We start from the raw sequence: 26,250 nt of genomic DNA, 5'->3' as shown, positions 1-26,250 counted from the left end.
ACCCGTTGAGAATAGGTCACCGATTCGCTGGCTCCTTATGGAGTCCCTTGCGGAACAAGCTTCGCTGTCGTGCGCGGTGTAGGCGAACTCGAATGTAAGCCAAGCTACTTTGCAAAATCGTCTGCTTCGGCATTCATTGCTGCGGCATTCAGCGATTTGTTCGAAAGCAGCACGCGGTACCGGAAGGTCGTAGAATCGCCTTTCGCAATTTTGAAATCCATCTGCGGTGCTTTTGGATCGAAGATGTGAGCGCCGAGTGGATTCGCGGCAAAGAGGCCATACCCTCGCGCATGCCAGTAGGTCGGATATCCCGGATTTCCCGGCCTATCAATGATGGCAATGGCTGCTGTTCGGCCGGAAGGATCATGACCATTGAGCACGCACCAGCGCCCGCGCGTGCTCCAGGCCGCGTCGCCCTCTTTGCCTTCACTTGTCAGATAGACGCCGGTCGCGCCCGCGCCTGTTGATCCCTCCACTTTCGTCTCAACTCCGGAGGCATCTTTGAAGATGCCGCCTTTCTCGTTGGGAGACTCCAGCCAACGTGCGACGCGAATGCCGAGCAAGCCCTCTTTGTCATCGTGAAAGACGACGTCCTGGAGCGCTGTAAGGGTTGTCGTTCGGGTGATCTCGCGTATGGAGCCGCGATGCGCAAACTCAAGTATCGTCCGTTCACGGAGGAGCGGCTTCTGATCGCCGCCTATCCATGTGGCCTCCACGACCAGCTTGCCTACCTTGCCGCTTGTCGCGGAGACGATGCGTTCTTCGCGCACGATGCCCATCTTCGATTTGTTCGCTTCAGGGATCGCGGTCGAGTTGTTCCAAAGATCAAAGCCATTCACATTGCCGTAGTTGAACCACATGCCGGCGTGGTGTGGATGGTCCGTACGCTCTCCGTCGCGGGGCTTCAGAGGGTAGCCGCGCGATACTTCGAGGTCTCCATCCGCGATAAGCGGATAGAGCACCGGTTTCATTAGCGAGGTGGGCCATTGATAGGAGGTAAATGTCTGTCCGTCGATCGTGACATCCACGCGTCGTTCCGCATCATGAACTACCAGCTTCACATCCGCTTCTGCCCACAAAGGCGTAATCATCAGCATTGCCGCAAGGAGGGCCAGCTTACGCATAGACTTCACCTCCGGCGAGCACGAGTTGCCTTGCATCGTCGAAGGTGACCTTCTTGCCTGTCTTCATCGCGGCGATACACATGCACAGCGCTATCGAGTGCGAGTAGCCGGCTTCAATGCTCGCATTCGGCGTTTTGCGCGACCGCACGCACTCCATCCAGTTCAGCATGTTGGCTGTCGTCATTGGATCTCCTCCCGTGTTGGCATCAGTGGATACAGCATCCGATGCACCAAGGGAGTAGGGCTCAAGTAAGTTGGCGGACATTTTCATCTCCGCAGCCGACTTGTCCGTCAGGCCGCCTTCCGGCGTCACCTTCTGCGTATCCATGTTGAGCGAACCGCCGTTGGAGTAGTAGATCTCTTTCACGCCACCTGCTGAGTTGGTCTGGCGCGATGAGTACACTACCTGGAAACCCTTATTCAGATCATTCAGCGGACCGTAGTCGAAGACGGCTGTCAGCGTGTCCCAGTTCCGTCGTCCATCGTGCCACTGGTAGATGCCGCCGTTTGCGACAACAGAGCGAGGGTGTGGATAGCCGGTGAACCAATGCACAGTGTCGATCTGATGGACGAGCCACTGATCGGGAATGCCTGAAGAGTACGGCCAGAAGAGGCGAAACTCCAGGTACTTGCGCGCGTCGAAGGGCTCGTATGGCCGGTTGAGCAGGTAGCGCTTCCAGTCTGTGTCCTGCTCTTTGAGCAGCGGCACGGCATCCGGCCGTCGCCAGCGTCCCGGCTGGTTGACATTCCAGGACATCTCCACCATATTGATCTCACCGAACTTGCCGGATTGTATGTACTCATATGCCCGCTGATAGGCAGGTGTGGAGCGCCGCTGGGTACCAACCTGCACGATCTTGCCGGTTTTCTTCACTGCTGCGAGAAACACTTTGCCATCTTCCAGCCGATCCGCCGTCGGCTTCTCGACATACGCATCGCGCCCGGCGTTGACAGCTTCAGCGCCGTGAATTGCATGCTGAAAGTCAGCCGTTGCAATGAGGACGGCATCTACGTCTTTCCGGGCGTACAGTTCTTCGTTGTTGCGGCATGCTTCAATCTTTTTTCCGGAAACCTTCTGCACATACTCCACGGCCTCGTCGCGACGACGATTCCAGAGATCGGAGACAGCAACGAATTCGAAATTCATCTTTTGCGCATTGGACTGGAACGCCGGAATTAAAGCACTTTTCATGCGGTCGCCAGCACCGATGATTCCGGTGCGAACGCGGTCGTTTGACCCCAGGATAGCGGCATAACTTTTAGCAGTCCACGAACCCACGGCGGCTGCGGCCGAGAGCTGAATGAATTTGCGTCGCGAGGAGGTGTTCTGAGGCATGATGATTTCGACTCCGGAAAATGGTGGGAAGTGCCACCACAAAACTATAGAACCACTGAGCGCTGCTGCGAAACATTTGTCCATGACAGGGCTCCTGCAACGCCACATTTTGGCCTAGTTGGAGATCGGGCTTTTTCCACTGCAACATTTCCGTAATGCCTCCGCCAAAGCAACGCTCAGTGGAAGAGCCGGTCCTCGGTCCACGAAAAGATGTAGATCGAGAAAAGCGCTCCGACTCAAGAAGCGCCTGCTGGGCCATGCGTGCTTCCGTGATATTGCGGAAGGTCCCAAAGGAGTCCGCGTGACTTCCCGTCAGAACCATACAGTGGTGCTGAATGGCGCTCGATGACTCTGCCGTCTTTCAAAGGCAATTCGTCATAGCTTCTCCCGGCAGGATCCAGATACAGCTGCTGAACCTTCTCGGCAAATGCATCCGGCCGAGCAAATTTGGGCGTGGTATACGCGAGAATTTACTTGTGATCTCTGCAGTCCACCACATCCTGAGGAAGTCCCCACATCTCTGCAAACCGTAAGTTCATAGAACTGATCGAGAAGTCGGGATTGACGACGAGTATTCCGTCGATCGACGCTTCCTGCTGCGCAAAGAGTAGTTCGGTCTTATATGAAGAGCTTCATCCGCAATCTTCCGATCTATTACTTAAGTTTTCCTAAAGGATATCTCTGACTTTGACTCTAATAGTTTGTCTACGTTACACCAAAGAAGACTGTTTGTACGCTTGGAATGGTAAGCTTTCCCTACTGTTGACTACCCAGATCTCCTATGAAACAACACGTCGGACGAACGTCACGCTTTTTCCATTTTCGCTAATGGGCCTTGCTGGATAAAGCGAACTCCGGGTGCGGATGTATCTTGCGGTAATGTTTTCTTGAACAGTCGATTTGCACGGTGCTACGATGCCGGTGCACGCCCACGATTGCGCTTTTAGAGTTAGTGAAAATCATGCGATTGCATTTCGATTGCGCCATCGGAAAGCTCTGACAGTCGAGTTGCTTTGACATGAATCACCCTGTCTTGATTTTGCAGAATTCCTTCTACCAGGATGAATTTACTGCGCGTGACGACCAGGCGGCCGCGATCGTAAAGATCCGGGGTGACGATAATATTGGCTATACCAGTTTCGTCTTCCATCGAGATAAAGATGAACCCCTTGGCTGTACCTGGCCGCTGTCGTGCAATGACGCAACCTGCGGCGCGGACAAATTCTCCATTGTTACACTCCTTCAATTCCATCGCCGATAGGACACCATGGCGACGCAGCGCTTGCCGCCGATAAAACATGGGATGCTGGCCGGTTGTTAGTCCTGTACCAGCGTAGTCTGCAACCAGACGCTCTTCAGTGTTCATTTGCTGCAGCGGCTGCGTCTCTGAGTCATCGAGCAACCATTTGCTATGTTGTCTCAACAGAGGACCCTCGGCTTTTCCAGCACGCTCGACTTTCCAGAGCGCATCGCGACGGTGGCCGATTCCATTCACACGATTGAGGGCTCCTATCCTAGCCAGAAGGGTAAGCTCCTTCCTGTCGAGTGATGGTACGCGCTGCGCTAGGTCTTCTGTCGAGCGGAACAGACCATCGCGCGCGCGGGCTGCAACAAGGGCATCTGCAGACTGCTTTCGCATACGTTTGGCATAGCGTAAGCCCAGCCGGAGGGATAAGGACTGGTCAGTTTCGTGTTCGATCGTACATGACCAATCGGACACCTGAACGTCCACTGGCTTTATACGTAAGCCATGCCGTTGCGCGTCCTTGATGAGCACCGCTGGCGAGTAAAATCCCATTGGCTGGTTGTTCAGGATGGCGCAAGTGAAGGCAGCAAGATACTTCACTTTGAAATAAGCTGAGGCATACGCAATCAATGCGAACGAAGCTGCGTGCGACTCGGGAAATCCATAGAGGGCAAAGGAACTGATGTTCTGAACAATGTTGTCCTGAGTGGCTATATCGATTCCATTTGCGGTCATGCCTGTGCGTAGTTTTCCTTCAAGGCTCTTCATGCGTTCCCAGGATCTGCGCATGCCTACGGCTCGACGCAGTTCTTCTGCCTCTGCACCTGTGAAATTCGCGACAGTCATGGCGATGCGCAGTAATTGCTCCTGAAAGAGCGGTACTCCCAGCGTTCGCTTCAATACCTTTTCCAGGGAAGGATGCGGATAGGTGATTGCTTCCTTTCCTTGTCTTCTTCGCATGTAGGGATGCATCATCTGGCCTACAATCGGGCCGGGACGAATGATCGCGACCTGCACAACAAGGTCGTAAAATTTTGTTGGATTGTTGCGCGGAAGAGATGCCATCTGAGCGCGACTCTCCACCTGGAACATTCCCACGGTGTCTGCGTCCCGAAGAACCCGATACACCTCATCATCTTCGGGCAGTTGAGCCAGGTCGATCTTATGTTCCTGTGGCTTGCGGTTTGAATTATGCAGCATTCCTATGATTTCAGGCTGCTGGGCTGTTCGATAGGCCTCGTCATTCTCAGGTAGCTGCGCTAGATCAATCTTGCTGCCATAGTGTGTTGGTATCAACTCCAGACAATCTTTCAAGACTGCCATCATGCCTAGCCCGAGCAGATCTACTTTGATGATGCCGAGATCAGCGCAATCTTCTTTATCCCACTGCACTACGGTGCGGCCTGGCATCGATGCTCGCTCAATCGGGACGATGCGATTCAATTGTCCCTGGCAGATCACCATACCGCCGGAATGCTGGCTAAGATTGCGTGGCAGATCCTGAATGCGCATGGATAGCTCAAGATGCTTGGCGATGCGAGGATCTTGAACATCAAATCCGGCATAAAGGAAGGAGTGCGCCAGAGTGTCGGTCTTGCCGCGCCATTCCCATTGTCCGGAGAGACTCGCGAGCCGACTCAACGAGTCTTCTTTCAAGCCAAGCGCTTTACCAGTTTCCCGAGCTGCTGACTTCTGTCGATATGTCGTGACATTGGCAGTCATAGCAGCGCCGAGTTCGCCGAATCGTTTGTAAACATATTGGATAGCCTGTTCGCGTTTTTCTTCGGAAGGAAGATCGAGATCAATGTCTGGCCATTCATTCCGGCTTTCGCTCAGGAAGCGTTCAAAGAGCAATTCCATACCGACTGGATCGACGGCCGTAATTTCAAGGACATAACAGACTGCAGAATTGGCCGCGCTTCCACGACCCTGGATGAGAATGTCGTTGCTCTTGCAGTATTGGACAATGTCCCAGACGATCAAGAAATAGCCTGCGAAGCCAAGCTTTGCAATGAGGGCAAGTTCATGTTCTACCTGCTTCTTTGCACGCTCAAGCAAACTTCGATCATTCTTGGGAGCGTACCGGCGCAACACACCTTCCTCGACGCGCTTGCGTAGAAAACTGTCCATTGTTTCCCCATCGGGTACGGGATATTGCGGAAACTCGTAGCCTAGGTCATTCAATTCGAATTTGAGGCGTTGGGAAAGTTCGATTGTGTTTTCAATTCCGCCGGGAACGTCTCTGAAGAGTGCCACCATCTCCCGCGCAGGGCGCAGATGACGCTGGCTATTCAACGCAAGCAGTCTTCCGGCGTGATTGAGTTCGACATGATTACGGATCGCCGTGAAGAGATCGAGAATTTCGCGATCGTATGCGGTCGCATATCGAACCCCATTCGTGGCGATAACCGGAAGCTTCAGTGATTTGGCGATGCGAATGGCAGCCTGATTGCGCCACTCTTCCTCGCGTTCACGATGACGCTGCAGTTCGACGTAGACGTTGTTTGGACCGAAGATGCGTGTCAGTTTTTGGACTGTTTTGCATCCTTCCTGTTCTCCTCCTCGCGTAAGGGCTGCAGCCAGAGGACCTTCATTTCCGCCGGTCAAGCACACAAGCCCTGATGCGTATTCCTCGAGATCGTGAAAGGTTGCTGCTCCTTCTTTCTTAGTCGTCTCACGCATTTTGAACCGGGTGATCAACTGACAGAGATTTTGATAGCCTTCTCTTGATTTGCAAAGCAGGGGCAAGCGCGCTGGCTCTGATTGATACTGGTTTGGCAGCCATGCATGAGGCGCCAGACGTTCCCCAAAACTTGAGATAGCGATCTCTGCGCCGACATGCGCACGGATGTTATTGCGCTTTGCACTCGTGTGAAAGCGCACGGAGCCATACACTCCATTGCGGTCGAGTAGTGCCATTGCCGGCATCTCCAGCTCGAACGCCCGTTCGATGAGTTGTTCCGGCGTTGAGGCTCCCTCAAGAAAGCTGAAAGCGCTGGCGGCATGCAGCTCTACATAGCGTTCAGTCATAGAGAGCTGCCATCTGCCAGCAGTCTGTGACTTGGTTTCGCATCAGGCAACAGTGGAGCAGCACGTCGTCCTGCGCTCGCGCCTCAACGTCCCATTGTTCGATGCCCCATAGCGTCGGCTTCCACCAGTCTCCGCTGATGATCCATGGCCCGTAAAGACGCTCGATGCTATAGCGCTTATTTCGAAAGATAAAACCTCTTGGCCGCTTACCCTGCTCTGTGACCGCAATCTCTTCTGGTGGACGCAATCTCCTGATTGCAGAATGGGACTTGTTAGAGAGAGTGGCTGATACAGAACCCGATGGAACCATGAATGGCTCCATTGTGAATCCATCTGGTTGATGCGTATCCCTGAGTACGGCGCGACCTACATTGGCCTCGCCCACAAGAGCACGAATGCGGGCGAGCGTCACATCAAGCCTCCCCGGTTCTGGCAACTGTGGAGAAAACAGTCCCAGTTGTATCTTGTTTGTGATGCCATGATCGGCTGTCAACGATAACGCTAGGATCGCAGCCTGCGGCGGATGAGCTTCGAGATCAAGCTGAATCAGCTTGATCCAGAGCTGCCTGTTATTGGTAGGAAGTGCTGGCCGTACCGTACGTGAGTGGGTCATTGCAACGTCGAGATACGAGCTTTCAAGGTACAGGACGATTTGGACCGAGGCTAAAGCGAGCACGCGGGCGGCTGCCCGGAAGATTAGCTGCTCGAGCATCATGTTGATCACGAAGAGCAATGCTTCGCGGTCCTGCACAGGTGTATCCAGTGCCATGTGCTCTTCGAGTGTGAAGACTGGCTCTACAGGTTGGAATAGATGCGGCATCTGGCCACTTGCTAGCTGACGAAGGCGTTTGCCAGGCTGTCCCATCCTTGCAATGAGCTCTTTCTCCGGTAGAGCCGCGAGCATACCCAGATTGCGGATACCCCAAAGATTGAAGGTTTCTGTCTGCCCTTCTGTTAGATCGAGCACTGAGAGCGGTAGAGGCGCCAATGCTGTGCTTTCCTGGCCGGCAGGAATAACTTTGATTTGGGTTCGCGGGGGTAGCCCTTTGACGAGAGATACAGCTGCGTGGAAGTTGTGACTGATGGCGATGCGAACAGCGAAGCCAAGCGCTCCGGCACGAGTGATGATATTCCGGGCCAATGCATCTGGCGGCCCGAAGAGACTTTCCGTCCCGGCTATATCGACGGCACACAGGAATGCTCCAGCTTCGAACTTCTCTTCCACACGAGGTGAGAATGCGCCAGCGCATTGGAGAAGAGCCGCTCTTGCGACAGCTTCTTCTTTCATGGAACGTGGCAGTAAGATGACGCCACGAAAAGTCTCGACCTCCGCCTGGGTCATACCGTGAACGAGTCCCTGAGCACGTGCCATCCGGGTGAGTGAGCATACATGCAGAGAGGGCGGCTGACCATCCATGACAACGCATGATTGATCCCGCATCTCCGGTCGTAAGCGTAAGAGAGCCTGCGCTGGAAATTCTTTGACATAGAGACAGGCATACAGTTCAGCTGGCTTTGTCATCCTAATCCAGTCCGGGACCTGCCCAGGTCGTTCTGCTCTGCCAGCACGCTATCGTTGCGCGTTGCGGTGGTTTGCGAAGTGGGATGACGTTCGTTGGCGCCTGCGTGAAGCGCCGGCGTGTCACTTCGATCTCATGCTCGATTCCTGTGAATACGGTGGCCTCATCGCGCATTGCATTGCCTGGCTGCAGGCGCAGCAGCAGCTCTGCGCTACTCTTGGCGCAAGGGTGCTGGGTGAGGAGAAGAATGCTGGCCTGGTTCTTTTCAGCCGCGGCGCGAAACCGGAACCACATCGACAGCGCCACGTGCGAGGCATGCTCTGGCGCAATGCTGGCCATGTCGAGAATGATTGCGCTGAATCCGCCTCCCTGCAGAAGTAAATCAGTTGCTTGAAGCGCCTGCTCGATTCGAGTCCAGGGCTTGGTGAATGAATTGGATGCTCTGTTGTGGGTTACGGCAACCCGTTGTTTATTGGGCTTAAAAGATTCCTTTTCTGGCCCCTCTCGGTGCTGTGACTCGCCGCTGCACGGTGCAACTGGGTCTGGCATGAACAGGTTGCTGATAGCGGTGGAGAGTCCCTTCACCTCATTGCGCGGATGCGAGCCGAATCCTCCTCCATGCAGTCCTTTTCTTGACGGCGGCGCGACCATGTATTTCTCAGGAAGGACGAACGTTTGTTGCACTGTGGGTCTTGCCCGCGATTCGGTTGGGGCTCCACAACGCACCCATAGGAGCCGGGTGAGATCGACACCTGTCGCTGCCGCAGACTCCGGATCGAGGGTGTCAGAGGTATCGATCCAAGCACACACCTTTTCTGCCTGGGTCATTTGCGCGAGAAAGGAGAGAGCGAAAGAGGTACGCCCGGAGCATTCCGGCCCCACTACTTCAGTGATTGCTCCCAGCGGCAGGCCGCCTTCCAGCAACTTATCCACAGCAGGTATTCCCGTAGCAGCAAGTGGACGTAGAATCCGCCGCGCAGGCGTGAGCGCTGAAGGAATCCGGTTGGCGAGTGTGGCCTCGATCTGGCGACGAAGTGTGGAGGCAGAAGGCATAGGAACTATCTTCGCCTTATATTCGCCTTCCGCCAACGGACTGTCAATGCCTCGCTGCCTCGATTACAGTGCATAAGATTTCATTCTTGCTTGAAACGATGGGGCTTATTTCTTTCAAAAAAAGTGTGTTCGTATCAGAGCCAATACAAAAATCAGCGCCCACCTACTTTGATCTCGTCGTGCTCCCTACTCTCCGCATTACCCCGCAAAGCTCAGCTATGTTCCGCGAATCTCTGTCCTGCGTTTACATAGCTAACTCTTCCAATTCCAACAACCTCCAGCAGCAATTTCTGCAACATTTCGTGCCCTGCTGAACAATAATGCTGCTTTCGCCGTATTTCTTCAGACTGGGATTAAGAATTTCCTGATCGGGGCGTCATCTCTATGAACAGTCAAGAAGGTGAACCATTGGCCGCCGCCAGCCTGACCATGCCGCTCATAGAATCCGGCGAGACGCTTTCGCAGTTGTTTGCCGAGCATCATCGGCGCGTACTCACTGCCGCCTACCGCATCACGGGAAGCATGGCAGACGCTGAGGATGTCGCACAGGCTGTCTTTCTTCGTCTCGCAACTGGGAGTGGACTACCGCCGGCGAATGTCGGCAGTTATCTCTACCGGGCAGCGATCAATGGAGCGCTAGACACGCTCCGGCGCAGGAAGGCAGCAGCACTTGAACCGATTGAGGATGCTGCGCACGTCGCCTCCGTGGGGCAGGGCAGTTCGCCTGAGCGAGATGCTTCGAGTAAAGAACTGGGAGATTTGCTCCGCGCGGCGATTGGTGAGTTGGCTCCGCGTGCGGCTGAGATGTTCACCTTGCGGTACGTAGAAGAACTGGGGAATCGCGATATCGCTGTATTGATGAGCACTTCACAGGCGGTTGTGGCTGTGACCCTGCACAATGCACGGTCCAGGTTGAAAAAGCGACTTCGGGAAATGACAGAGGGAAGACGATGACACGAGACGACGAAACACGGTTGAACGCGGCGATAGAAGCGCTGCAGTCCACGAATCCGGATGGCGAGCAGCTTGCTGCTTCGGCGAACCGGGTAGCAGAACGCCTGGGCATGGAAGCGGGTGGGGTCATGAGAATTGACACGATCGAGAACTGCAATGATGTGCAGCAGCTGTTCCGGGCTTATCGTGCTGGGATTCTTCCCGCACCTCGGGCGTTGGTCATTGAAGCGCATATGCGCGATTGCGGCGATTGCCTTCGTCAGTTCAAGAGTGGCTCTACGACATTGGATTGGTCGAGACCGGAATCTGCTCGTGCATCTGCGTGGCGTCCCAAATTTGGCTGGGCAATGCGCTGGGCGCTTGCCCCCACGCTCGCTCTTCTGGCCGGATCATTCTTCGTATACCGGACTTACTGGCAGGTACCTCCTGGAGTGCGTGCAGAGGTAGAGTCGATCGATGGTTTTGCCTATCGGATCTCTGCTGCCGGTGACCGCCAGCTTGCAGCAGGAGACAAGCTCGGAGAGGGAGATCACCTGCGGACGGGTGGAGGCGGGCATGCTGTCATTCGGCTCTCCGATGGATCGAAGGTTGAGGTGAATGAGCGAAGCCTCCTGGGCGTAGGCGCACGGGGGCGGAATATAACCGTTTCGCTTGAGAACGGCGCGGTCATCGTAGACGCCGCCAAGCGTACATCTGGTCACCTATATGTCAAGACCCCGGATTGCCGCGCGGCTGTTACGGGCACCGTATTTTCCGTTGACTCTGGTATCAAGGGTTCGCGACTGGCGGTGCTGGAAGGCTCGGTCAACGTGACGCATGCCGGCGTGGAGACAGTTGTACCTGCGGGTGGACAAATGACGACAAGCGACAACCTGCAGCCCGCTTTACCGGCTCAGCAGATTGCCTGGAGTCACGACCGCGACAAGTACCTGCCGCTGCTGGCGCAATTCGCCATTCTTCAACACAAGATCGAACAGATTCCTTTTCCTCAGTCGCGCTATAACAGTGATTTGCTGCAGCGCGTGCCGGCGAATACCTTGCTGTATGTCAGCATTCCGAACCTCGGCGACTTTCTGAGCGATGCGAACAAGATTTTCCATGATCAACTACACCAGAGCCCGGAACTTCAGCAGTGGTGGAGCCATGGGCAGGGACAGAATACGGCAGAGCTGGATGCAATGGTCGACAAGCTTCATCAGATGAGCCAGTTCATCGGCGACGAAGTAGTCATTCTCGGCGTAAAGGAAACCGAGCATCCGGGCTTTGCCATTGTTGCGGATGTAAAGAAGAGTGGCCTGGATGATTTTCTCCGGCAACAGTTCCCTGTCTCGAATTCGTCACCCGGCTTCACTTTGTTCGACACAACAACGCTAGCGACTGCTGATGATGGATCGAAGACGAAGGATGGCGCTTACGGTGTTGTCCGCGAACACGAGGTGGTCTTCTCGAACTCGATCGCGACGTTAAAGCTGGTCAATGCACAGTTGAACAGTGGTTCCAGTGGATTTGCTTCTGGGGACTTCGGACAACAGATAACAGCAGCGTATGGTCGTGGTGCGGGAGTGATCCTTGCTGCGGATTTACATCAGATGGTGGGCGACCAGGTAATGGTGGCACACAGCGGCAAGAAAGGCGCAAAGGTCCTGGATGAAAGCGGCCTGGAGAGCGTTCGCTACTTGATCGCGGAGCATCGAGAGACGAACGGACAGCCTGAGAACCATTTGAATCTACAGTTCTCCGGAACACGGCAGCGCGTGGCGTCATGGCTTGCGGCTCCTGCTCCGATCGGCTCACTGGACTTTGTTACGCCCAATGCTGCAATTGCCGTTGCGCTGCTCTCCAAAGACCCAAAGGCGATTGCAGACGACATCATGGCAATGACCTCTGCGGGTAACAGCTCTGGGAATCATGATTGGAACGAAGCGGAGCAGAAGCTGCACATCAGCTTCCGGGATGATCTGGCGGCGAATTTCGGGGGAGACTTTCTACTTGCGCTCGATGGACCAGTTCTGCCCACGCCCTCATGGAAAGCCGTTGTCGAGGTACGCGACTCGCAGCGGCTTGAAAATACGCTCGAGCAGGTGATCCAGTCAGTTCATGATATGTCCCAAGGCAAGGACGTTCATAACATCGTCATCGCTCCGAGCGATGTGGATGGACAGCGATTCTATGCCATAACCGATCTAACCGCCGGTAACACTGTTGCTCAATACACGTTTGAAGATGGTTATATGATCATTGCTCCCAACCGCGCACTACTGATGGAAGCAATACGGACACATGCGAGTGGAGACTCTCTGGCGCGTTCTACAGCGTTCAAAGCTACGTTGCCGAAAGATGATCACAGTAACTACTCAGCTGTTGCTTACCAGAACTTGAGTCCAGTTCTGACGCCACTTCTGTCGCAACTTGGCGGAGAGTCGGCCAAGGCTCTTCAGCAGCTCGCGTCCGATGCTCGCCCTACGACAATATGCGCGTGGGGGAAGGACAATCGCATCGAAGTAGCAAGCGATAGTCATCTTTTCGGATTCGATTTTTTGACTCTTGGGGCATTGATCAATCCAGGAAAACATGGCGCGACAAAATCTGGCCCATTCGTAAACTAAACCGGGAACAACGGCATAGCTTTCTACGTAAGAGAGTGACATGGGAATAATCGATCTCGATGGGTTAGAGGTCCGGCTTGGACACCGCACCGTGCTCAATGGACTAACGGGCACGTTGAAGGGGCAGGCCATTGGCCTGCTTGGTCCGAACGGTGCGGGTAAGTCTACGCTCATCAACACACTCCTGGGTTTTCATCGTCCCCTGAAAGGCACAGCCAGAGTTTTTGGCTTGGATGTCCATCGAGACAGGGCGCAGATCCGTGGAGCCATTGGCTACATGCCGGAAAATGATTCGTTCATCGGCAATATGAGCGGTGTGCGCTTTGTTCGCTACATGGCTGAACTCGCGGGTCTGCCTCCAGCAGAGGCGCTGGAGCGAGCTCACGAAGCGCTCTTCTACGTGGGACTAGGCGAGGTTCGATATCGCAAGGTGAACAGCTATTCACTGGGCATGAAGCAACTGATCAAGCTGGCCCAGGCGCTTGCGCACGGGCCTCGGCTATTGGTGCTCGACGAGCCTACCAACGGCCTTGATCCAATGGCACGCCAGCGCATGATCCAGCTCATCAAGGAGATTCGCAAAGAAGGAAGCGTACGATTGCTGATTTCCTCTCATTTATTGCGCGACATCGACGAAGTTTGTGACGAAGTGCTGATCTTGAAAGGTGGGCGCATCGCGGCGCTCTGCAACATTGAAGAGGAGCGGCGTTCAAATCGTAGCTTTATGGAGCTCGAAACTGTCGGTGCGACGGAGAAGTTTTCTGTGAGCATCCGCGGCCTTGGATGTGAGTGCGCGGTGTTTCCCGGAGGCCGCATCAAACTCGTCATTCCAGATCATATTGAAGCACGAGATCTCTATGTCATCGCATCGGAGCAGGGAGTCCAGATTCGCCGTATGCATCAGCGGCGCGACTCTCTGGAGGATATCTTCCTTCGCGCGATGGACAATGAAGTGGGGCGACCGGCCAATGTCAATCTATAAACATAACTACCGCGCCTATACTGGCAAAGTCACACCGCTATGGATGCGCATTCTGGTCCTTGCCCGCTACGGACTCGCTGAAGCGTGGTCGTCGAAGATCACGATTGGGCTCCTGGTCTTCAGCCTGCTGCCTCCGATTGTTTTCCTCGTAATCATTTACTTTGCCAACAACCCAATCGCGCGGGCGTTGCTGGGAAATGGCGGAGCGCGGGCATTGACCATTGATGCCGGCTTCTTCTCTATTATGCTGCAGGTTCAGGGTTGGATAGCATTAGCCATGGCATCCTGGGTTGCGCCGCGCTTGATCACGTTTGATCTTGCCGACAATGTGATGCCCATACTGCTGAGCCATCCGATCACACGCGTCGGTTATGTGCTGGGTAAGTTTATTGCGCTGTTCTCGGTGCTTTCTCTCATCACCTGGATTCCCACTGTACTGCTTTTTGCTTACGAGGGATATACGTCGCCAGTGCCTTGGTTCGCTGCGAATCTTCGCATTGGTGTAGGGCTGTTCGCAGGCTCAATCATCTGGATTACGTTTCTCTCTGTGCTTGGGCTGGCGCTTTCTTCGTGGGTGAAGTGGCGAGTGGTGGCCACAGGAATGATCTTTGCGGCAGTGTTTGTTCCCGCTGGGGTTGGGGCGATCGTGAGTGGGGTTCTGCGTACCAAATGGGGTCTGCTACTCAATCTCCCTGTCCTGATGTCGCTTCTTTGGAGGCGCATCTTGGGTGCACCGGACAATTTGCCCCCTGATTTCAACTTGCCGACGGAGTCGATCATCTTAATGCTCCTGCTTGCCTGCCTGCTTTTCCTCACCATGCTGAATGCACGGATTCGCGCGCGCGAGGTGGTGAAGGGATGAGCGCGATCAACGACAAAATTATCTTTGATGACGTCTCGAAGTTCTACGGGGAAGTGCTCGGGGTGAATCGCATTTCGCTTACGATTCCGCCGGGAATTACGACTCTTGTCGGACCCAATGGATCGGGCAAGACAACGCTGATGAACCTGATGACGGGCCTCGTGAAGCCATCCAGCGGCAGGATTTCCGTGATGGGGCTGAGTCCCGACGATGCGACAGAGTTCTTTCGCAATGTTGGCTATTGCACACAGTTTGACTACTTTCCCCGGGGCATATCCGGATGGCAGTTTGTGATGGATGGACTGATGCTGCACGGCATGCCCGAGCCTGCCGCGTTCCAATTGACGATGGAGGCTCTTGAGCGCGTACAGCTTGGGGATGCCGCGGGCCGAAACATTGCGGGATACAGCAAGGGGATGCGGCAGAAGATTCGGTTGGCGCAGGCAATCGCCCATAGGCCTCGAGTGCTGGTTCTTGACGAGCCACTGAATGGCCTGGATCCAATGGCGCGTGCGGAGTCGATCGCGCTCTTTGAAGAGCTTGGCCGTCAAGGGATGCACCTGCTGATTTCGAGCCATATTCTCGATGAGGTGGATCGTATCTCCGACCGGGTTGTTCTGATCACCGGGGGATACCTGATCGCTGAAGGAAATATTCATCAGGTCCGGCAGGAGGTGCGCGAGAAACCGATGCAGGTGCTGATTCGCTGCGATCATCCGGAGCTTCTGGCTTCGAGAATGTTTTCCCTCAACCATTGCGTCGAGGCAAGGATCCATGCCGATGGTGGGGGTGTCTTTCTTCGTACCGGAGATGTCGATCAGTTCTACAGGATGCTCAATGACATTGCAGCTGAGGGATTGATCAAGATCGACGCGGTCGCACCCGCGGACGATGATGCCAATGCTATTTACCAATACCTGATCGGTTCCGACGGAGCAGCATCATGACAGAGACGAACGCAACCAGTCTTGGAAAGACGCTCGCTCAACAACCGTGGGGCCTGTGGTGGACACAAGGCCTGCGTATGACTCGAATCGAGGTGAGACGAAATCTCTTCTCGTGGCGAGCCAGCTGGATTTATTTTCTCGCGTTCATTCCCACGTTGATCATTTTCATTCACTTCCTCTTTGATAAGCATCCGCTTGATTCAATGAGCGAAGACGGCAGCATATTGGCAGGCATCGTGCAGCTGTATTACATCCGTCTCGGCGTCTTCTTCGGATGCCTGGGAATCTTCTCGCGCCTGATTCGCGGCGAGATGATCGAGCGAAGTCTCCACTTCTATCTGCTTGCACCCGTGAGGCGCGAGATACTTCTGCTATCCAAGTTCGCGGCTGGATCGATTAGTGCTCTTTTGCTGTTCGGCAGCGCCATGATTGCCGATTTTGCGCTTATGTATGCCGGCTTCGGAGCAGCAGGTCGCGACTACATATTCAATGGTCCAGGGCTTGGCCAGTTAGAGGCTTATCTCTCCATCATCACGCTGGCCTGCCTCGGCTATGGAGCGGTGTTCCTGCTGCTGAGCATGATGTTTCGTAACCCCACGCCTGCGGCAATGCTGGTGCTCGGCTGGGAGGCGATCAATCCAGTGTTGCCTTCGCTGCTGCAGAAGCTGAGCGTAGCCTCGTACCTTCGCCATCTCATGCCGGTGAAGGTTGCAGCCGAGGGGGTTTTCGCGCTGCTTACGGTCGAGACAGAACCGGTATCCGCGTGGGCCGCAACTCTGGGACTGATTGCGCTTACGGTAGCTGTGTTGATCTATTCCTGCTATCGCATTCGGAGCCTGGAGATCCGATACACGACGGAATGATTTGCGCTGGTGCGTTCAGGATACGCGAGAAGCTTTACACGGCAGCAGCTCGCAGCCATTTCTCCATCTCTTGATGGCCCACGAGTCCCGACTGCTGAAACACGATGCGGCCACCAGCGAGCACAACGAAGTTGGGAATGCTCTGCACCTGAAACCGCGCCGAAAGCTGCGGGTTGGCCTCGGTATCGACCTTGAGAACAATTGCTTTCCCTGCCATGTTGGCAGCGGTACGCGCGACCTCGGGAGCGGCTGTCCGACATGGGCCGCACCAGCCTGCCCAGAAGTCAACCAGGACCGGGACTGTGGCGTTTTGCACGACATCCTCGAACGATGCGGAGTCGACCGCGAGCGGCTCGGCCAGCGGCGGCAGCTCCGCCTTGCAGGCGCCGCATTTGCCGGTTGCACTGAGGTGTTTCGCTGAGACTCGATTCTTTTGCTGGCAATGAACACACGTACGAATGACTGGCATGATGGACCTCGATTACTGCTTTGACTTGATTGTCTGAGGTAACGGTTTGCGACGTTCTACCTTACCATGGGCTGCGCGCTCATACTGTACAGGCCATACACCTGGCTTATGAAGAGTCTCGGCGGCATGAAGCGGCCAGTATGGGTCGCGCAGGAGCTCTCGCGCCAGAAGAACAAAATCCGCCTGCCCGGTGCGGATGATCTGGTCTGCCTGCTCTGCAGCGGTGATCATGCCCACTGCTCCTGTCGGGATATCAGCTTCGCGGCGAATACGATCCGCAAACGCAACCTGGTATCCGGCACCAATGGGGATCTGCTGTCGCGGGTCATTTCCACCGGAGGAGCAATCAATCAGGTCGATGCCTTCGGCCTTCAGGAGTTTGGCGAATGCGATGGAGTCCTCAACAGTTAAGCCGCCGCCAGGAACTTCGCTCGAGGAATCCACCCAATCCGTCACGGACAAGCGGACCCAGACTGGAAGTTCAGCAGGGAAACTTGCTCGGACTGCACGAACAACTTCCAGAGGAAATCTGGTGCGATTCTCAAGGCCGCCACCGTATTCGTCGGTACGCTCATTCGACAGGGGTGAAAGGAATTCATGCAGAAGATATCCATGAGCACAGTGAACCTCGGCAACGAGAAATCCCGCCGTTGCCGCACGCTTAGCTGTTGCCGCGAAGTCAGCGACGACTTTATCCATGGCGGCACGGTCCATCGCCTGAGGGGTCGAATACACTTCAGAGAATTTGTTCGCCGATGGCCCTACCGTCTCCCAGCCGCCTTCGCTGACCGGGATGGCTTGCTGTACGTCCGCCCATGGCTTCTCCATGCTCGCCTTGCGGCCTGCATGCGCCAGCTGAATCGCGGGCACCGCGCCCTGTTCTCGAATAAAAGCCGCAACCCGAGCCAGAGGCGCGATATGCGCATCCGACCACAGGCCAAGGTCTCCAGGCGTGATGCGTCCCTCCGGGCTGACAGCGGTCGCCTCGACGAAAACCGTGCCCGCGCCACCCACTGCGCGGCTGCCAAGATGGACGAACTGCCAATCGTTCGAGAACCCGTCGGTATAGCTGTACTGGCACATGGGAGAGACTGCGATACGGTTTGGGAAAGTGATAGAACGTTGAGTATAAGAAGAGAAGAGATGGTCCGGCGCAGTCGACATGCTTTATAGATGATGCTAATCAGCAAGAAGGTTCGAGTCGCGATTTAAGATTCCCCTAGAATGGCTTCAGTATAGGGAGATCCCATGCGCGTCGCAACTCTGCTCTGCACCCTGCTTGCGTGGATTGGAACTGCGTGCTGTCAGGCTCCACCTTCTCGATGGGCTGCAGCCGACCACGAGTATGTTGTAAAGAACTTCCGCTTTGGAAGCGGTGAGGTTCTGCCACAGCTCAATCTGCACTATTTGACGCTCGGCCAGCCGCATCACGGGCAGGATGGTCACGTGGACAACGCCATCCTTCTACTGCACGGCACAGGTGGCAACCGAAATACACTGCTCAATCCCCTCTTTGCCGACGTGCTCTTCGGCCCCGGCCAGCCCTTCGATATCACCAAATACTTCCTGATTCTTCCCGATGACATCGGACACGGAGATTCCTCCAAGCCCTCCGACGGTCTTCATATGAAGTTTCCGCAATACGATTACGACGACATGGTTCGCTCGCAATCCACGATGCTCACGGACGGCCTACACGTTGACCATCTGCGTCTGATTCTTGGCACTTCGATGGGTTGCATGCAGTCGTGGGTGTGGGGTGAAACTTACCCTCAATTCATGGACGCCCTGGCACCGTTTGCGTGTTATCCCGTTGAGCTTGCCGGTCGCAACCGCATGACGCGCTACATCGCTATCGAAAGCATTGAGCACGATCCCGTCTGGAATCATGGCGAGTACATCACTCCTCCCGTCGAAGGGCTACGCGGCGCCGAAGCGATGCTGCTTGTCATGGGCTCCGCGCCCCTGCAGATGCAGATACACAATCCCACGCGTGCGCAGGCAGAAAAATTCGTCGACGATTACATGGCGCGGACCATTCCGCACACGGACGCGAACGATCTTATTTACTACGTCAATGCTTCCCGCAACTATAACCCTGAGCCTAAGTTGTCATCGATCGCGGCGCCTGCACTTTGGATCAACTCGGCTGATGACTTTATCAATCCTCCGGAGCTCGGCGAACAGTTAATCAACGCCCGGGTTCTACCCAAAATGCACAGGACTCGATTCGTCCTTATCCCAATCAGCGAAGCTACGCGCGGCCATGGCACCCACACGATGGCTGCTATCTGGAAGGACGAACTCGCTAGATTTATGAGGGAAACCGAAAAGAAGTGAGTGGGTCAACCTAAGCAACGAACACACCAGAACATCGATCTACTTCTAAGTTTTGGCTTCAAGGTTGTGGCAAACCGACCTGCTTAAGGAGTTCATTGAACTCGGGGTCGCCGTGGAGCTTCAGATACGCAGGGCTGGCGGCAAACTGCAACGACTCCGGGTCGTGCGCCTTTACCATCTCCTTCAGGGATACCAGTGCTTCCTTGGTCATACCAGCATTAATCTGCCATTCCGCAGTCTGAAAGTCGTTGGGGTGGTTCCACTTCTGATTGCGGTTGATGGCATCCAGCTTGTATCGCGAGTAAGCCACGGTTCCTTGCTTGTGCAGGATGGCGAGTCCGTGCTGCTCGAGCGCCAGGCGAGGCTGGTCCTGCTCGAGCGTGGCCATGCGTATCCATTCCTGCACAGCTTGTTCGTGACGGCCGGCGTACCAGTAGGCCCAAGCACTCTGATCGTAGGCGAGGGGCCAGGTGGGCATCATCTGGACAAGGGTATGCGCTACTTCGAGCGCGTGATCGCTTTGGTGTGCCGCGCTGGCTACATAGATTTCGGTGATGTAGACCGGTGGCCAGAGCGGGTCAGCGGCGTGAGCGGCGGCGATCTGCTCGAAGGCCGCGTCGGTACGGCCGGTGTTGCAGAGTAGCAGGGCGTACAGGATGCGATGCATGGCTTGGTTGGGGTCAAGCTCGATGGCGCGGCGGAACTCGACTTCCGATGCGGCCGCGTTCCAGTCATGGCGAAAGGCGAGGAAGCCGAGCGTGGCGTGAGCCTCGCCCAGATTTGGATTCAAGCTGATGGCCTTCGTTGCAGCATCGTGCGATGCCTTGTAAGCCTCTTCACGCCCCTGCGAGGCATGTTCGCCGACCAGCAGATAGGCGCTGCCGAGGCCTGCGTAGGCTTGCGCGAAGGTGGGATCGATCTTCACTGCCTGCTCGAAATCAGTTACCGCCTGATGAATCGCGGCATCATCGTGCCGGATCAGTTGGGCACGGCCTGAAAGATAAGCACCATAGGCTTCCGGATTGTCGGTGCTGTGTATTGGCGTGAGCCGCCGTGGAACTGCCGAGTTCAGATGGAGAAACAGATCGCGCTGGATGTGGTCACGCGTGGCGCCAAGTTGGGCGGCGGTGCCGCTGTAGTGCATGGATGCCAGGTGAACCGTATCCGATCCCCGGACCAGTTCGAAAACGAAATCAAAGTGGTTTGCGTCAACAGCCGAGATACGCCCCAGGAGAAGCGCGTCCAACTGCAGCTTCTGGGCAAGCTCATGCAGGTCGCCCAGCGACGTGGCCGCGGGGAAGGAGTGAGTGGCGCGCACTTCGACCCCGGGGAGCTGCGAAGCTGCGTCCATCAGTTCGGAACGAAATGGCTCGGCGAGCTGCTCGGCGGCGCTACCAGTGGATTCGATGGGGGCGATGCCGAGGGTGATCACGCCGGGTGCAGCATGGTTGGGCGTCGACCTGGTGGTCCATTGGAAGACTGCGAAGGCTGCCAGCAGGAGGATGACGGACAGGGCAAGCCAGAGGGATTTCTTCCTGGAGAAGTGGGGTTGTGGAGGAAGGGACTCGATTGCTTCAGTTATTTCCGTATGCGTCTCTGCAAGAGCCGGCTCTCGTTCCTGGATCGGCGACGCAGGAAGTGGTGCAATGGCTTGCACGGCGACTGGCTCGGTCGCAGGGTCTGGGGTCGCGAAGATTTCTTCGACCTTGGCCACGAACCGGTATCCTCGCTTGGGCAGGGTCTCGATGAAGCGGGGCTTTTGCGGCGAGTCGCGCAGAACTGCCCGAAGCTGGTTGATGGCGTTGCGAATCGCGTGATCGTGGTCGAGATAATCGCCATCTGGCCAGAGCTGTTCGCGCAGGTCCTGGCGAGTGAGCACCTCTCCGTGCTTTTCGAGCAAAGCGATAAGCAGCCGGGCCTGCTGGTCCGACATCCGCAACCTGTGTCCCTGCCGGAGCAGTTCGCCCGTTGAGACGATGAACTCGAATACATCGAATCGATAGCGCATCGGAGCGCGAGGTTGCATGGACTTACTTTACACACGACGCCAGCATATCGAACTTTCCGCAGCTATTTTCATTTCCTAGAGACGCCGTAAACCAATGATTAAATGAGAGATGATCACGGACATTTCCGCGATGTTTTCGTGGTTTTGTTTCGCCGTTCAATATCCGTATAGTCAAGGCCATTCGCACTCATTCGCTTCATTCACTCGTCTCGAACCGACCAGAACCAGATCTGAATTCTCCGGAGACCGGATGCGCTCTGCTCTACCGATCCACCGCCGAGAGATATTGATGTCACCAGACGAAGTTTTCTACTTGAACCGCTGCCGTTCGATCGTGCGGCCGATGAACTGAGACTCTCCGACCGCCGCCGCTTCTCTTCCTACCTGACTTCTCTCTCGACCTTATTTTGCCTGGAGGACCTCAATGAATTTCCGCTTTCTTCGTCCAGTATGGAACGCGCTTCTCTTCGTGATGGCTGCCGCTTCCCTGGCTCACGGACAGAGTTTTGTGACCACTCCCAATCTCGTGACTGCCGCGATCAATGAGCAGCAGCGTACGATGATGCACGGCTCCGTGACGCCGCAAATCAAAGCTGCTACGGACCTCGGTGCGTTGCCATCCAACCAGGCGCTGAACCGCATGGTTCTGGTGCTGAAGCCTTCCGACGCCCAGCAGACGGCGCTGCGTGCCCTGATTGAGGCGCAGCAGATGAAGGGATCGGCGCAATATCACAAGTGGCTCACGCCGGCTCAGTTCAGCGCGCAGTTCTCGCCGTCCCCTTCGGACATCGCGAAGGTCGCCGGATGGCTCCAGTCGCGCGGATTCACAAGCGTGACGCCGAACGTGAGCGGTCAGCGAATCGAGTTCTCTGGCACGACGGCGACGGTCGAGAGCGCCTTCCAGACCTCCATGCACAAGTACCAGGTGAAGACGACGAACGGCTTGGAAACGCACGTAGCGAATGCAAAAGAGCTGTCGATTCCTGCGGCTCTGGCTCCGGTCGTCTCGGGTGTGCTCTCACTGAACGACTTCCGCTCCAAGCCGATGCATGTGGACTTTGGCAAAGCGCAGAAGAATGCTGACGGCAAGCTGGTTCGGGTAAAGGGCAATACCACCTTTACCGATGGCAACGGCAACTTCGAGTACTTTCTGTCGCCCGGCGACATTCACAAGATCTACGGCGCGACCTCGCTGCCGGCCTCGGTCGATGGAACAGGTGTGTCAGTGGCGATCATCGGCCGCTCCAACATTCAGTTGACGGATCTGCAGGTCTTCCGCAAGATTTTCCAGATTCCCGCCAAAGATCCCAACATCGTCATCAGCGGTCCCGACCCAGGCACCTCTTCTTACGGCGATGCCGGCGAGTCGACCCTTGATCTGGAGTGGATGGGCGCAATGGCTCCCAACGCCGATATCAATTTCATTACGGCATCCAGCACAGGCACGACAGACGGCATTTCACTTGCCGCGGTGTATGCGGTTGAGAATGTTTCAGCGCCGATCATCTCGCTCAGTTACGGGCAGTGCGAGCAGCACCTCGGGCCATCCGGAAATCTCTTCTGGAACCTCGTATGGGAGCAGGCTGCAGCGGAAGGCATCAGCGTTTTCGTTTCCTCCGGGGACGGCGGCGCCGGGATGTGCGACTCGGACGAACAGGAATCCCCGGCGACCCTGGGCGACTCGGTCAGCGGTCTCTCTTCGACGCCCTACAACGTATCCGTTGGCGGTACGCAGTTTGCCGAGAACGGGCAGTTCATGAACTATTGGGATTCGAACAACCAGACAGACTTTGCGTCTGCGCTGGGCTATATCCCTGAAGCGGCTTGGAACGAGAGCTGCGACCCAACTCTTCCTGTCGAAGGCTACAACTGCGCCTACGGCCAGACCTATTACATGAGCGCCGGCGGCGGCGGCGGGCGTAGCAGTTGCTCGCAAGGCACAGTGGACGCGAGTGGCGACGTCACCTGCACAGCAGGCTACAAGAAACCGTCGTGGCAAACAGGCACAGGAGTGCCGGCGGACGGCGTTCGCGATATACCCGACGTTGCCCTGAATGCATCTTCGGTGGATGACCCGTACATCCTCTGCTTCCTCGGCGGCTGCCAATATACCGTGTCGGATTCAGGTTCGATCTCGCTGAACCAGGTTGGCCTGGCGGGCGGCACGTCCATCTCGACGCCTGTGATGGCCGGAATCATGGCACTGGTCGAGCAGCAAAATGGGCAGTGGCAAGGATTGCCCAACCCCGTCCTCTATCAACTGGCAGCCCAGCAGGACGCTTCATGCTCCTCAACCAACAGGACTGACCCGACAGCCCCTGCAACCTGCATCTTCAACGACGTGACTGCGGGGAATAACAGCGTTCCGGGATTGCCCGGCTACGGCACGGACACGGCCGACTTTACGGCTGGCGCGGGCTACGACCTGGCGACCGGGCTTGGGTCGGTGAACATCGCTAATCTCGTCAGCGGCTGGAAGAATGTTGGCGCAGGCAGCACTACGACTACCGCACTCACAGTCGGAGCTGCGACGGCCAAGCATGGTACGCCGATCAATGTGAAGGTTGCAGTTTCGGCTGCTTCCGGTACGCCGAGCGGCGATGTAGTACTGCTGACCGACAAGTACGGCTCTGGAGATCAGTACACTCTCGCCTCGGACGGAACATGGTCCGGCGCGGTGAAAGATCTGCCTGGCGGAACCTACACGCTCATGGCTCGTTACGCCGGCGACGGCACGTATGCCAACAGCACTTCACCCGGTACACCGCTGACGATCACCCCCGAGGCCAGCGTTTCATCCCTGGCGATCGAGCAGTATGACTTCGCAACCAGCTCACTGAAGCCCATTAGTACTTCTCCATATCTCGGCTTCGATCTTTACTTCAAGGGCTATATCGCCGGCGCCTCCGGACAGGGAACGCCCACCGGAACCGTCAACATTCTTGTGGACGGCAAGACCAGCTTAGTCTCCACCACACTTACCGCAGACGGCGGATTCCTGCTCGACTCGGGCAGCATTCCAGTCGGACAGCACACCGTAACGCTGCAATACAGCGGCGATAACAGCTTTAGCGCGAGTTCCTCCTCCGCAACTCCCATCTCGGTAGGAAAGGGACAGACGGTCACCTTCCCCAGCAGCATCGGTGGGCCGAACAACCTGATGGCTGTCCTCGTCAGCTCGTCGGGCTCAAATGTAGTGATCCCTACCGGAACCGTCCAGGTCTTCGACAATGGCGTTGCGATTTCTTCGCAGCTCCCCATCGTTTACACCGGTCCTCTGGGAGACGGAGCGCCGCAGGTCGTCTTCAGCCACGCACCGTTTGCCAACGGGGTGCACGTTATCACCGCAACCTATAGCGGCGATTCGAACTACCTCGGTATCGCTCTCGGTTCTGACAACGCCTACCCGATCACGCTGCATATCGGCAGCCCATCCGGGACTACGCCGACCACTACAACGTTCAAGATGACATCTGCCACAACGCTTCAGATGGGCCAGATCGCCACCTTCAACTTCGCAGTTGCGCCGAAGACGGCCAACGCGCAGACGCCGACGGGGACAGTCTTCCTGTTCAACAGTGATGGCAGTCTGTTTACCGGCAACACCCTCACCAATGGACAAGGTTCGAGTATCTACTATGCAGACGGTGCGGGAACTTTCACTTTCACGGCACAGTACCAGGGAGATTCGACTTATGCTCCCTCGACCTCGGCAAACACCATTACTTTCACCGTGCCTAAGCTCACGCCTGTTACCACCTTCACTACGAGTGCTGGGTATGTAGCGTCAGGTGCTCAGACCACACTTAACTTTACTGCCACCGGCGTACAGATCAACCCTTATATCGAGCAAGACCCGCAAGGCACTGTCACCTTCACCGACTCAGTAAACGGCGGCCCTGTGACCTCGCTGGGAACCTTCCCGCTTGTCTTCATCAATGGCAAGGTCGGTGGATACAGTGGGCGGTTCACGCTGCCGACCGGTACGAATATTGTGACTGCAAACTATTCGGGCAATCCAAATTTCAACTCGACCAGCTCGACAGCCCAGGTCGTCGTCGGATCTCCCGACTTCGTCTTCACCAGCGCTCAGACGGGCCTCACTGTCCCTGACGGATCGTCTGCCTCAACCACGCTAACCCTCACACCGGAACTCGACTATACAGGCCCGGTTTCCCTGACCTGCTCGGGTGTTCCTGCGGGCTCAACCTGCACGCTGACGCCGTCTTCCTTCACTCTCGCAACGGAGCAAACTGTGACCGCCACCATCGCAACGCCTGCCGCTTCTCCCTCGGCGACAGCTTCTAACAGCTCCTCAACTACCCACAACATCATCGCGGCAAGCACTGGACTTGCGGGAGCTATTCTTACCGGACTGCTTCTATTCGTTCCAGGCTTCCGCCGCCGCTCTGCAACGTGGATGATTCTGTTAACTATGATCCTGCCGATTGGCATTGGTTGCGGAGGCTCCAGCACGCCGAAGGCAACACTGCTGGCGATATCCTCGAGCAGCATCAAGTCAGCCTCGGGATCGCAGGTGACGCTGACAGCGACGCTCAGCGCGCTTACCAGCAATCCAACCGGAACGGTGACGTTCTACGACGGAACCACAGCGATCGGCTCGCCGGTCTCTGTTTCGGATGGCACGGCTACTCTGCAAACCTCCGCCCTCAGCGTGGGCGCGCATACCATTACCGCTGTTTACAGTGGCGATAAACACAACGGCAAGAGTACTTCGATCGCGATCACCCAGGTGATCACGGGATCGGTAACAGTCAGCGTTACCGCCACCAGCGGCACTCTCGTTCACGTGCTGGCTCTGCCCGTTGCCATCGAGTGATCAGAATCGACTTTCAGCCAGGCGGCGTCCATGTGACGCCGCCTTTTTTTTGCGACGAACGAATACACAA

At 56.0% G+C, this 26,250-nt stretch carries 16 protein-coding genes and 1 pseudogene; 8 read left to right on the top strand and 9 right to left on the bottom strand.

Translation table 11 applies throughout. The annotated features are described in order from the left end of the window. Positions 1-104 precede the first annotated feature (104 nt). From AC5S27_RS01695 to AC5S27_RS01670, 6 genes and pseudogenes are all read right to left on the bottom strand, one after another. Positions 105-1,124, bottom strand: a complete 1,020-nt coding sequence (locus AC5S27_RS01695; protein WP_493932851.1) for a DUF6807 domain-containing protein — start codon at positions 1,122-1,124, stop codon at positions 105-107. Further along, the gene (locus tag AC5S27_RS01690; protein ID WP_493932850.1) at positions 1,117-2,460 is read right to left on the bottom strand and encodes a Gfo/Idh/MocA family protein; all 1,344 of its coding nucleotides are present in this window, start codon (positions 2,458-2,460) and stop codon (positions 1,117-1,119) included. The genes AC5S27_RS01695 and AC5S27_RS01690 overlap by 8 nt, the downstream gene beginning before the upstream one ends. Positions 2,461-3,409: 949 nt before the next feature. Then, positions 3,410-6,736 (bottom strand): DNA polymerase III subunit alpha, encoded by a 3,327-nt coding sequence (gene dnaE / locus AC5S27_RS01685; protein ID WP_493932849.1) that lies wholly within the window; start codon positions 6,734-6,736, stop codon positions 3,410-3,412. Next, complete coding sequence (locus AC5S27_RS01680; RefSeq protein WP_493937357.1) at positions 6,729-7,505, bottom strand: hypothetical protein; 777 nt, start codon at positions 7,503-7,505, stop codon at positions 6,729-6,731. Before AC5S27_RS01680 ends, dnaE begins: the two co-directional genes overlap by 8 nt. A 351-nt stretch (positions 7,506-7,856) precedes the next feature. Then, positions 7,857-8,177 (bottom strand): annotated as a pseudogene (locus tag AC5S27_RS01675) (Y-family DNA polymerase); the annotation flags it as partial. Positions 8,178-8,259: 82 nt separating this feature from the next. Beyond that, the gene (locus tag AC5S27_RS01670; protein ID WP_493932848.1) at positions 8,260-9,309 is read right to left on the bottom strand and encodes an ImuA'/RecA-like NTPase; all 1,050 of its coding nucleotides are present in this window, start codon (positions 9,307-9,309) and stop codon (positions 8,260-8,262) included. 384 nt (positions 9,310-9,693) lie between these two features. On the opposite strand from AC5S27_RS01670, the gene AC5S27_RS01665 reads away from it, so the two are divergent. The 6 genes from AC5S27_RS01665 to AC5S27_RS01640 are packed head-to-tail and all read left to right on the top strand — an operon-like array spanning position 9,694 to position 16,523. After that, positions 9,694-10,263, top strand: a complete 570-nt coding sequence (locus tag AC5S27_RS01665) for an RNA polymerase sigma factor (RefSeq protein ID WP_493932847.1) — start codon at positions 9,694-9,696, stop codon at positions 10,261-10,263. Further along, the gene (locus AC5S27_RS01660) at positions 10,260-12,869 is read left to right on the top strand and encodes a FecR domain-containing protein (RefSeq protein WP_493932846.1); all 2,610 of its coding nucleotides are present in this window, start codon (positions 10,260-10,262) and stop codon (positions 12,867-12,869) included. The genes AC5S27_RS01665 and AC5S27_RS01660 overlap by 4 nt, the downstream gene beginning before the upstream one ends. A 40-nt stretch (positions 12,870-12,909) precedes the next feature. Further along, positions 12,910-13,851 carry an ABC transporter ATP-binding protein gene (locus AC5S27_RS01655; protein ID WP_493932845.1) on the top strand — a complete coding sequence of 314 codons (942 nt, stop codon included), beginning with the start codon at positions 12,910-12,912 and terminating at the stop codon, positions 13,849-13,851. After that, positions 13,838-14,713, top strand: coding sequence for an ABC transporter permease (locus AC5S27_RS01650; protein WP_493932844.1), 876 nt, complete (start codon positions 13,838-13,840; stop codon positions 14,711-14,713). The genes AC5S27_RS01655 and AC5S27_RS01650 overlap by 14 nt, the downstream gene beginning before the upstream one ends. Beyond that, positions 14,710-15,660: an ABC transporter ATP-binding protein gene (locus AC5S27_RS01645; protein ID WP_493932843.1), complete on the top strand. Its 951-nt coding sequence runs from the start codon at positions 14,710-14,712 to the stop codon at positions 15,658-15,660. The genes AC5S27_RS01650 and AC5S27_RS01645 overlap by 4 nt, the downstream gene beginning before the upstream one ends. Continuing rightward, the gene (locus tag AC5S27_RS01640) at positions 15,657-16,523 is read left to right on the top strand and encodes an ABC transporter permease (protein WP_493932842.1); all 867 of its coding nucleotides are present in this window, start codon (positions 15,657-15,659) and stop codon (positions 16,521-16,523) included. The genes AC5S27_RS01645 and AC5S27_RS01640 overlap by 4 nt, the downstream gene beginning before the upstream one ends. 34 nt (positions 16,524-16,557) lie before the next feature. On the opposite strand, the gene AC5S27_RS01635 is transcribed toward AC5S27_RS01640, so the two are convergent. Continuing rightward, on the bottom strand, positions 16,558-16,992 hold the full coding sequence (locus AC5S27_RS01635) for a thioredoxin family protein (RefSeq protein ID WP_493932841.1): 435 nt from the start codon (positions 16,990-16,992) through the stop codon (positions 16,558-16,560). A 12-nt stretch (positions 16,993-17,004) separates the two neighbouring features. Continuing rightward, positions 17,005-18,156 (bottom strand): NADH:flavin oxidoreductase/NADH oxidase, encoded by a 1,152-nt coding sequence (locus AC5S27_RS01630; RefSeq protein ID WP_493932840.1) that lies wholly within the window; start codon positions 18,154-18,156, stop codon positions 17,005-17,007. Positions 18,157-18,240: 84 nt separating this feature from the next. On the opposite strand from AC5S27_RS01630, the gene AC5S27_RS01625 reads away from it, so the two are divergent. After that, positions 18,241-19,332: an alpha/beta fold hydrolase gene (locus AC5S27_RS01625; RefSeq protein WP_493932839.1), complete on the top strand. Its 1,092-nt coding sequence runs from the start codon at positions 18,241-18,243 to the stop codon at positions 19,330-19,332. A 58-nt stretch (positions 19,333-19,390) separates the two neighbouring features. Here the strand turns inward: AC5S27_RS01625 and AC5S27_RS01620 are convergent, their stop codons facing one another. Beyond that, positions 19,391-21,358, bottom strand: a complete 1,968-nt coding sequence (locus AC5S27_RS01620) for a winged helix-turn-helix domain-containing protein (protein ID WP_493932838.1) — start codon at positions 21,356-21,358, stop codon at positions 19,391-19,393. Positions 21,359-21,764: 406 nt separating this feature from the next. Between AC5S27_RS01620 and AC5S27_RS01615 the strand changes: the two genes are divergently transcribed. Then, on the top strand, positions 21,765-26,180 hold the full coding sequence (locus AC5S27_RS01615) for an Ig-like domain repeat protein (protein ID WP_493932837.1): 4,416 nt from the start codon (positions 21,765-21,767) through the stop codon (positions 26,178-26,180). Positions 26,181-26,250: the final 70 nt, after the last annotated feature.

This window comes from Acidicapsa borealis, from assembly GCF_059115245.1.
Note: the sequence above shows the minus strand (reverse complement) of the source record. Positions and strands in the feature narration are given on the sequence as shown.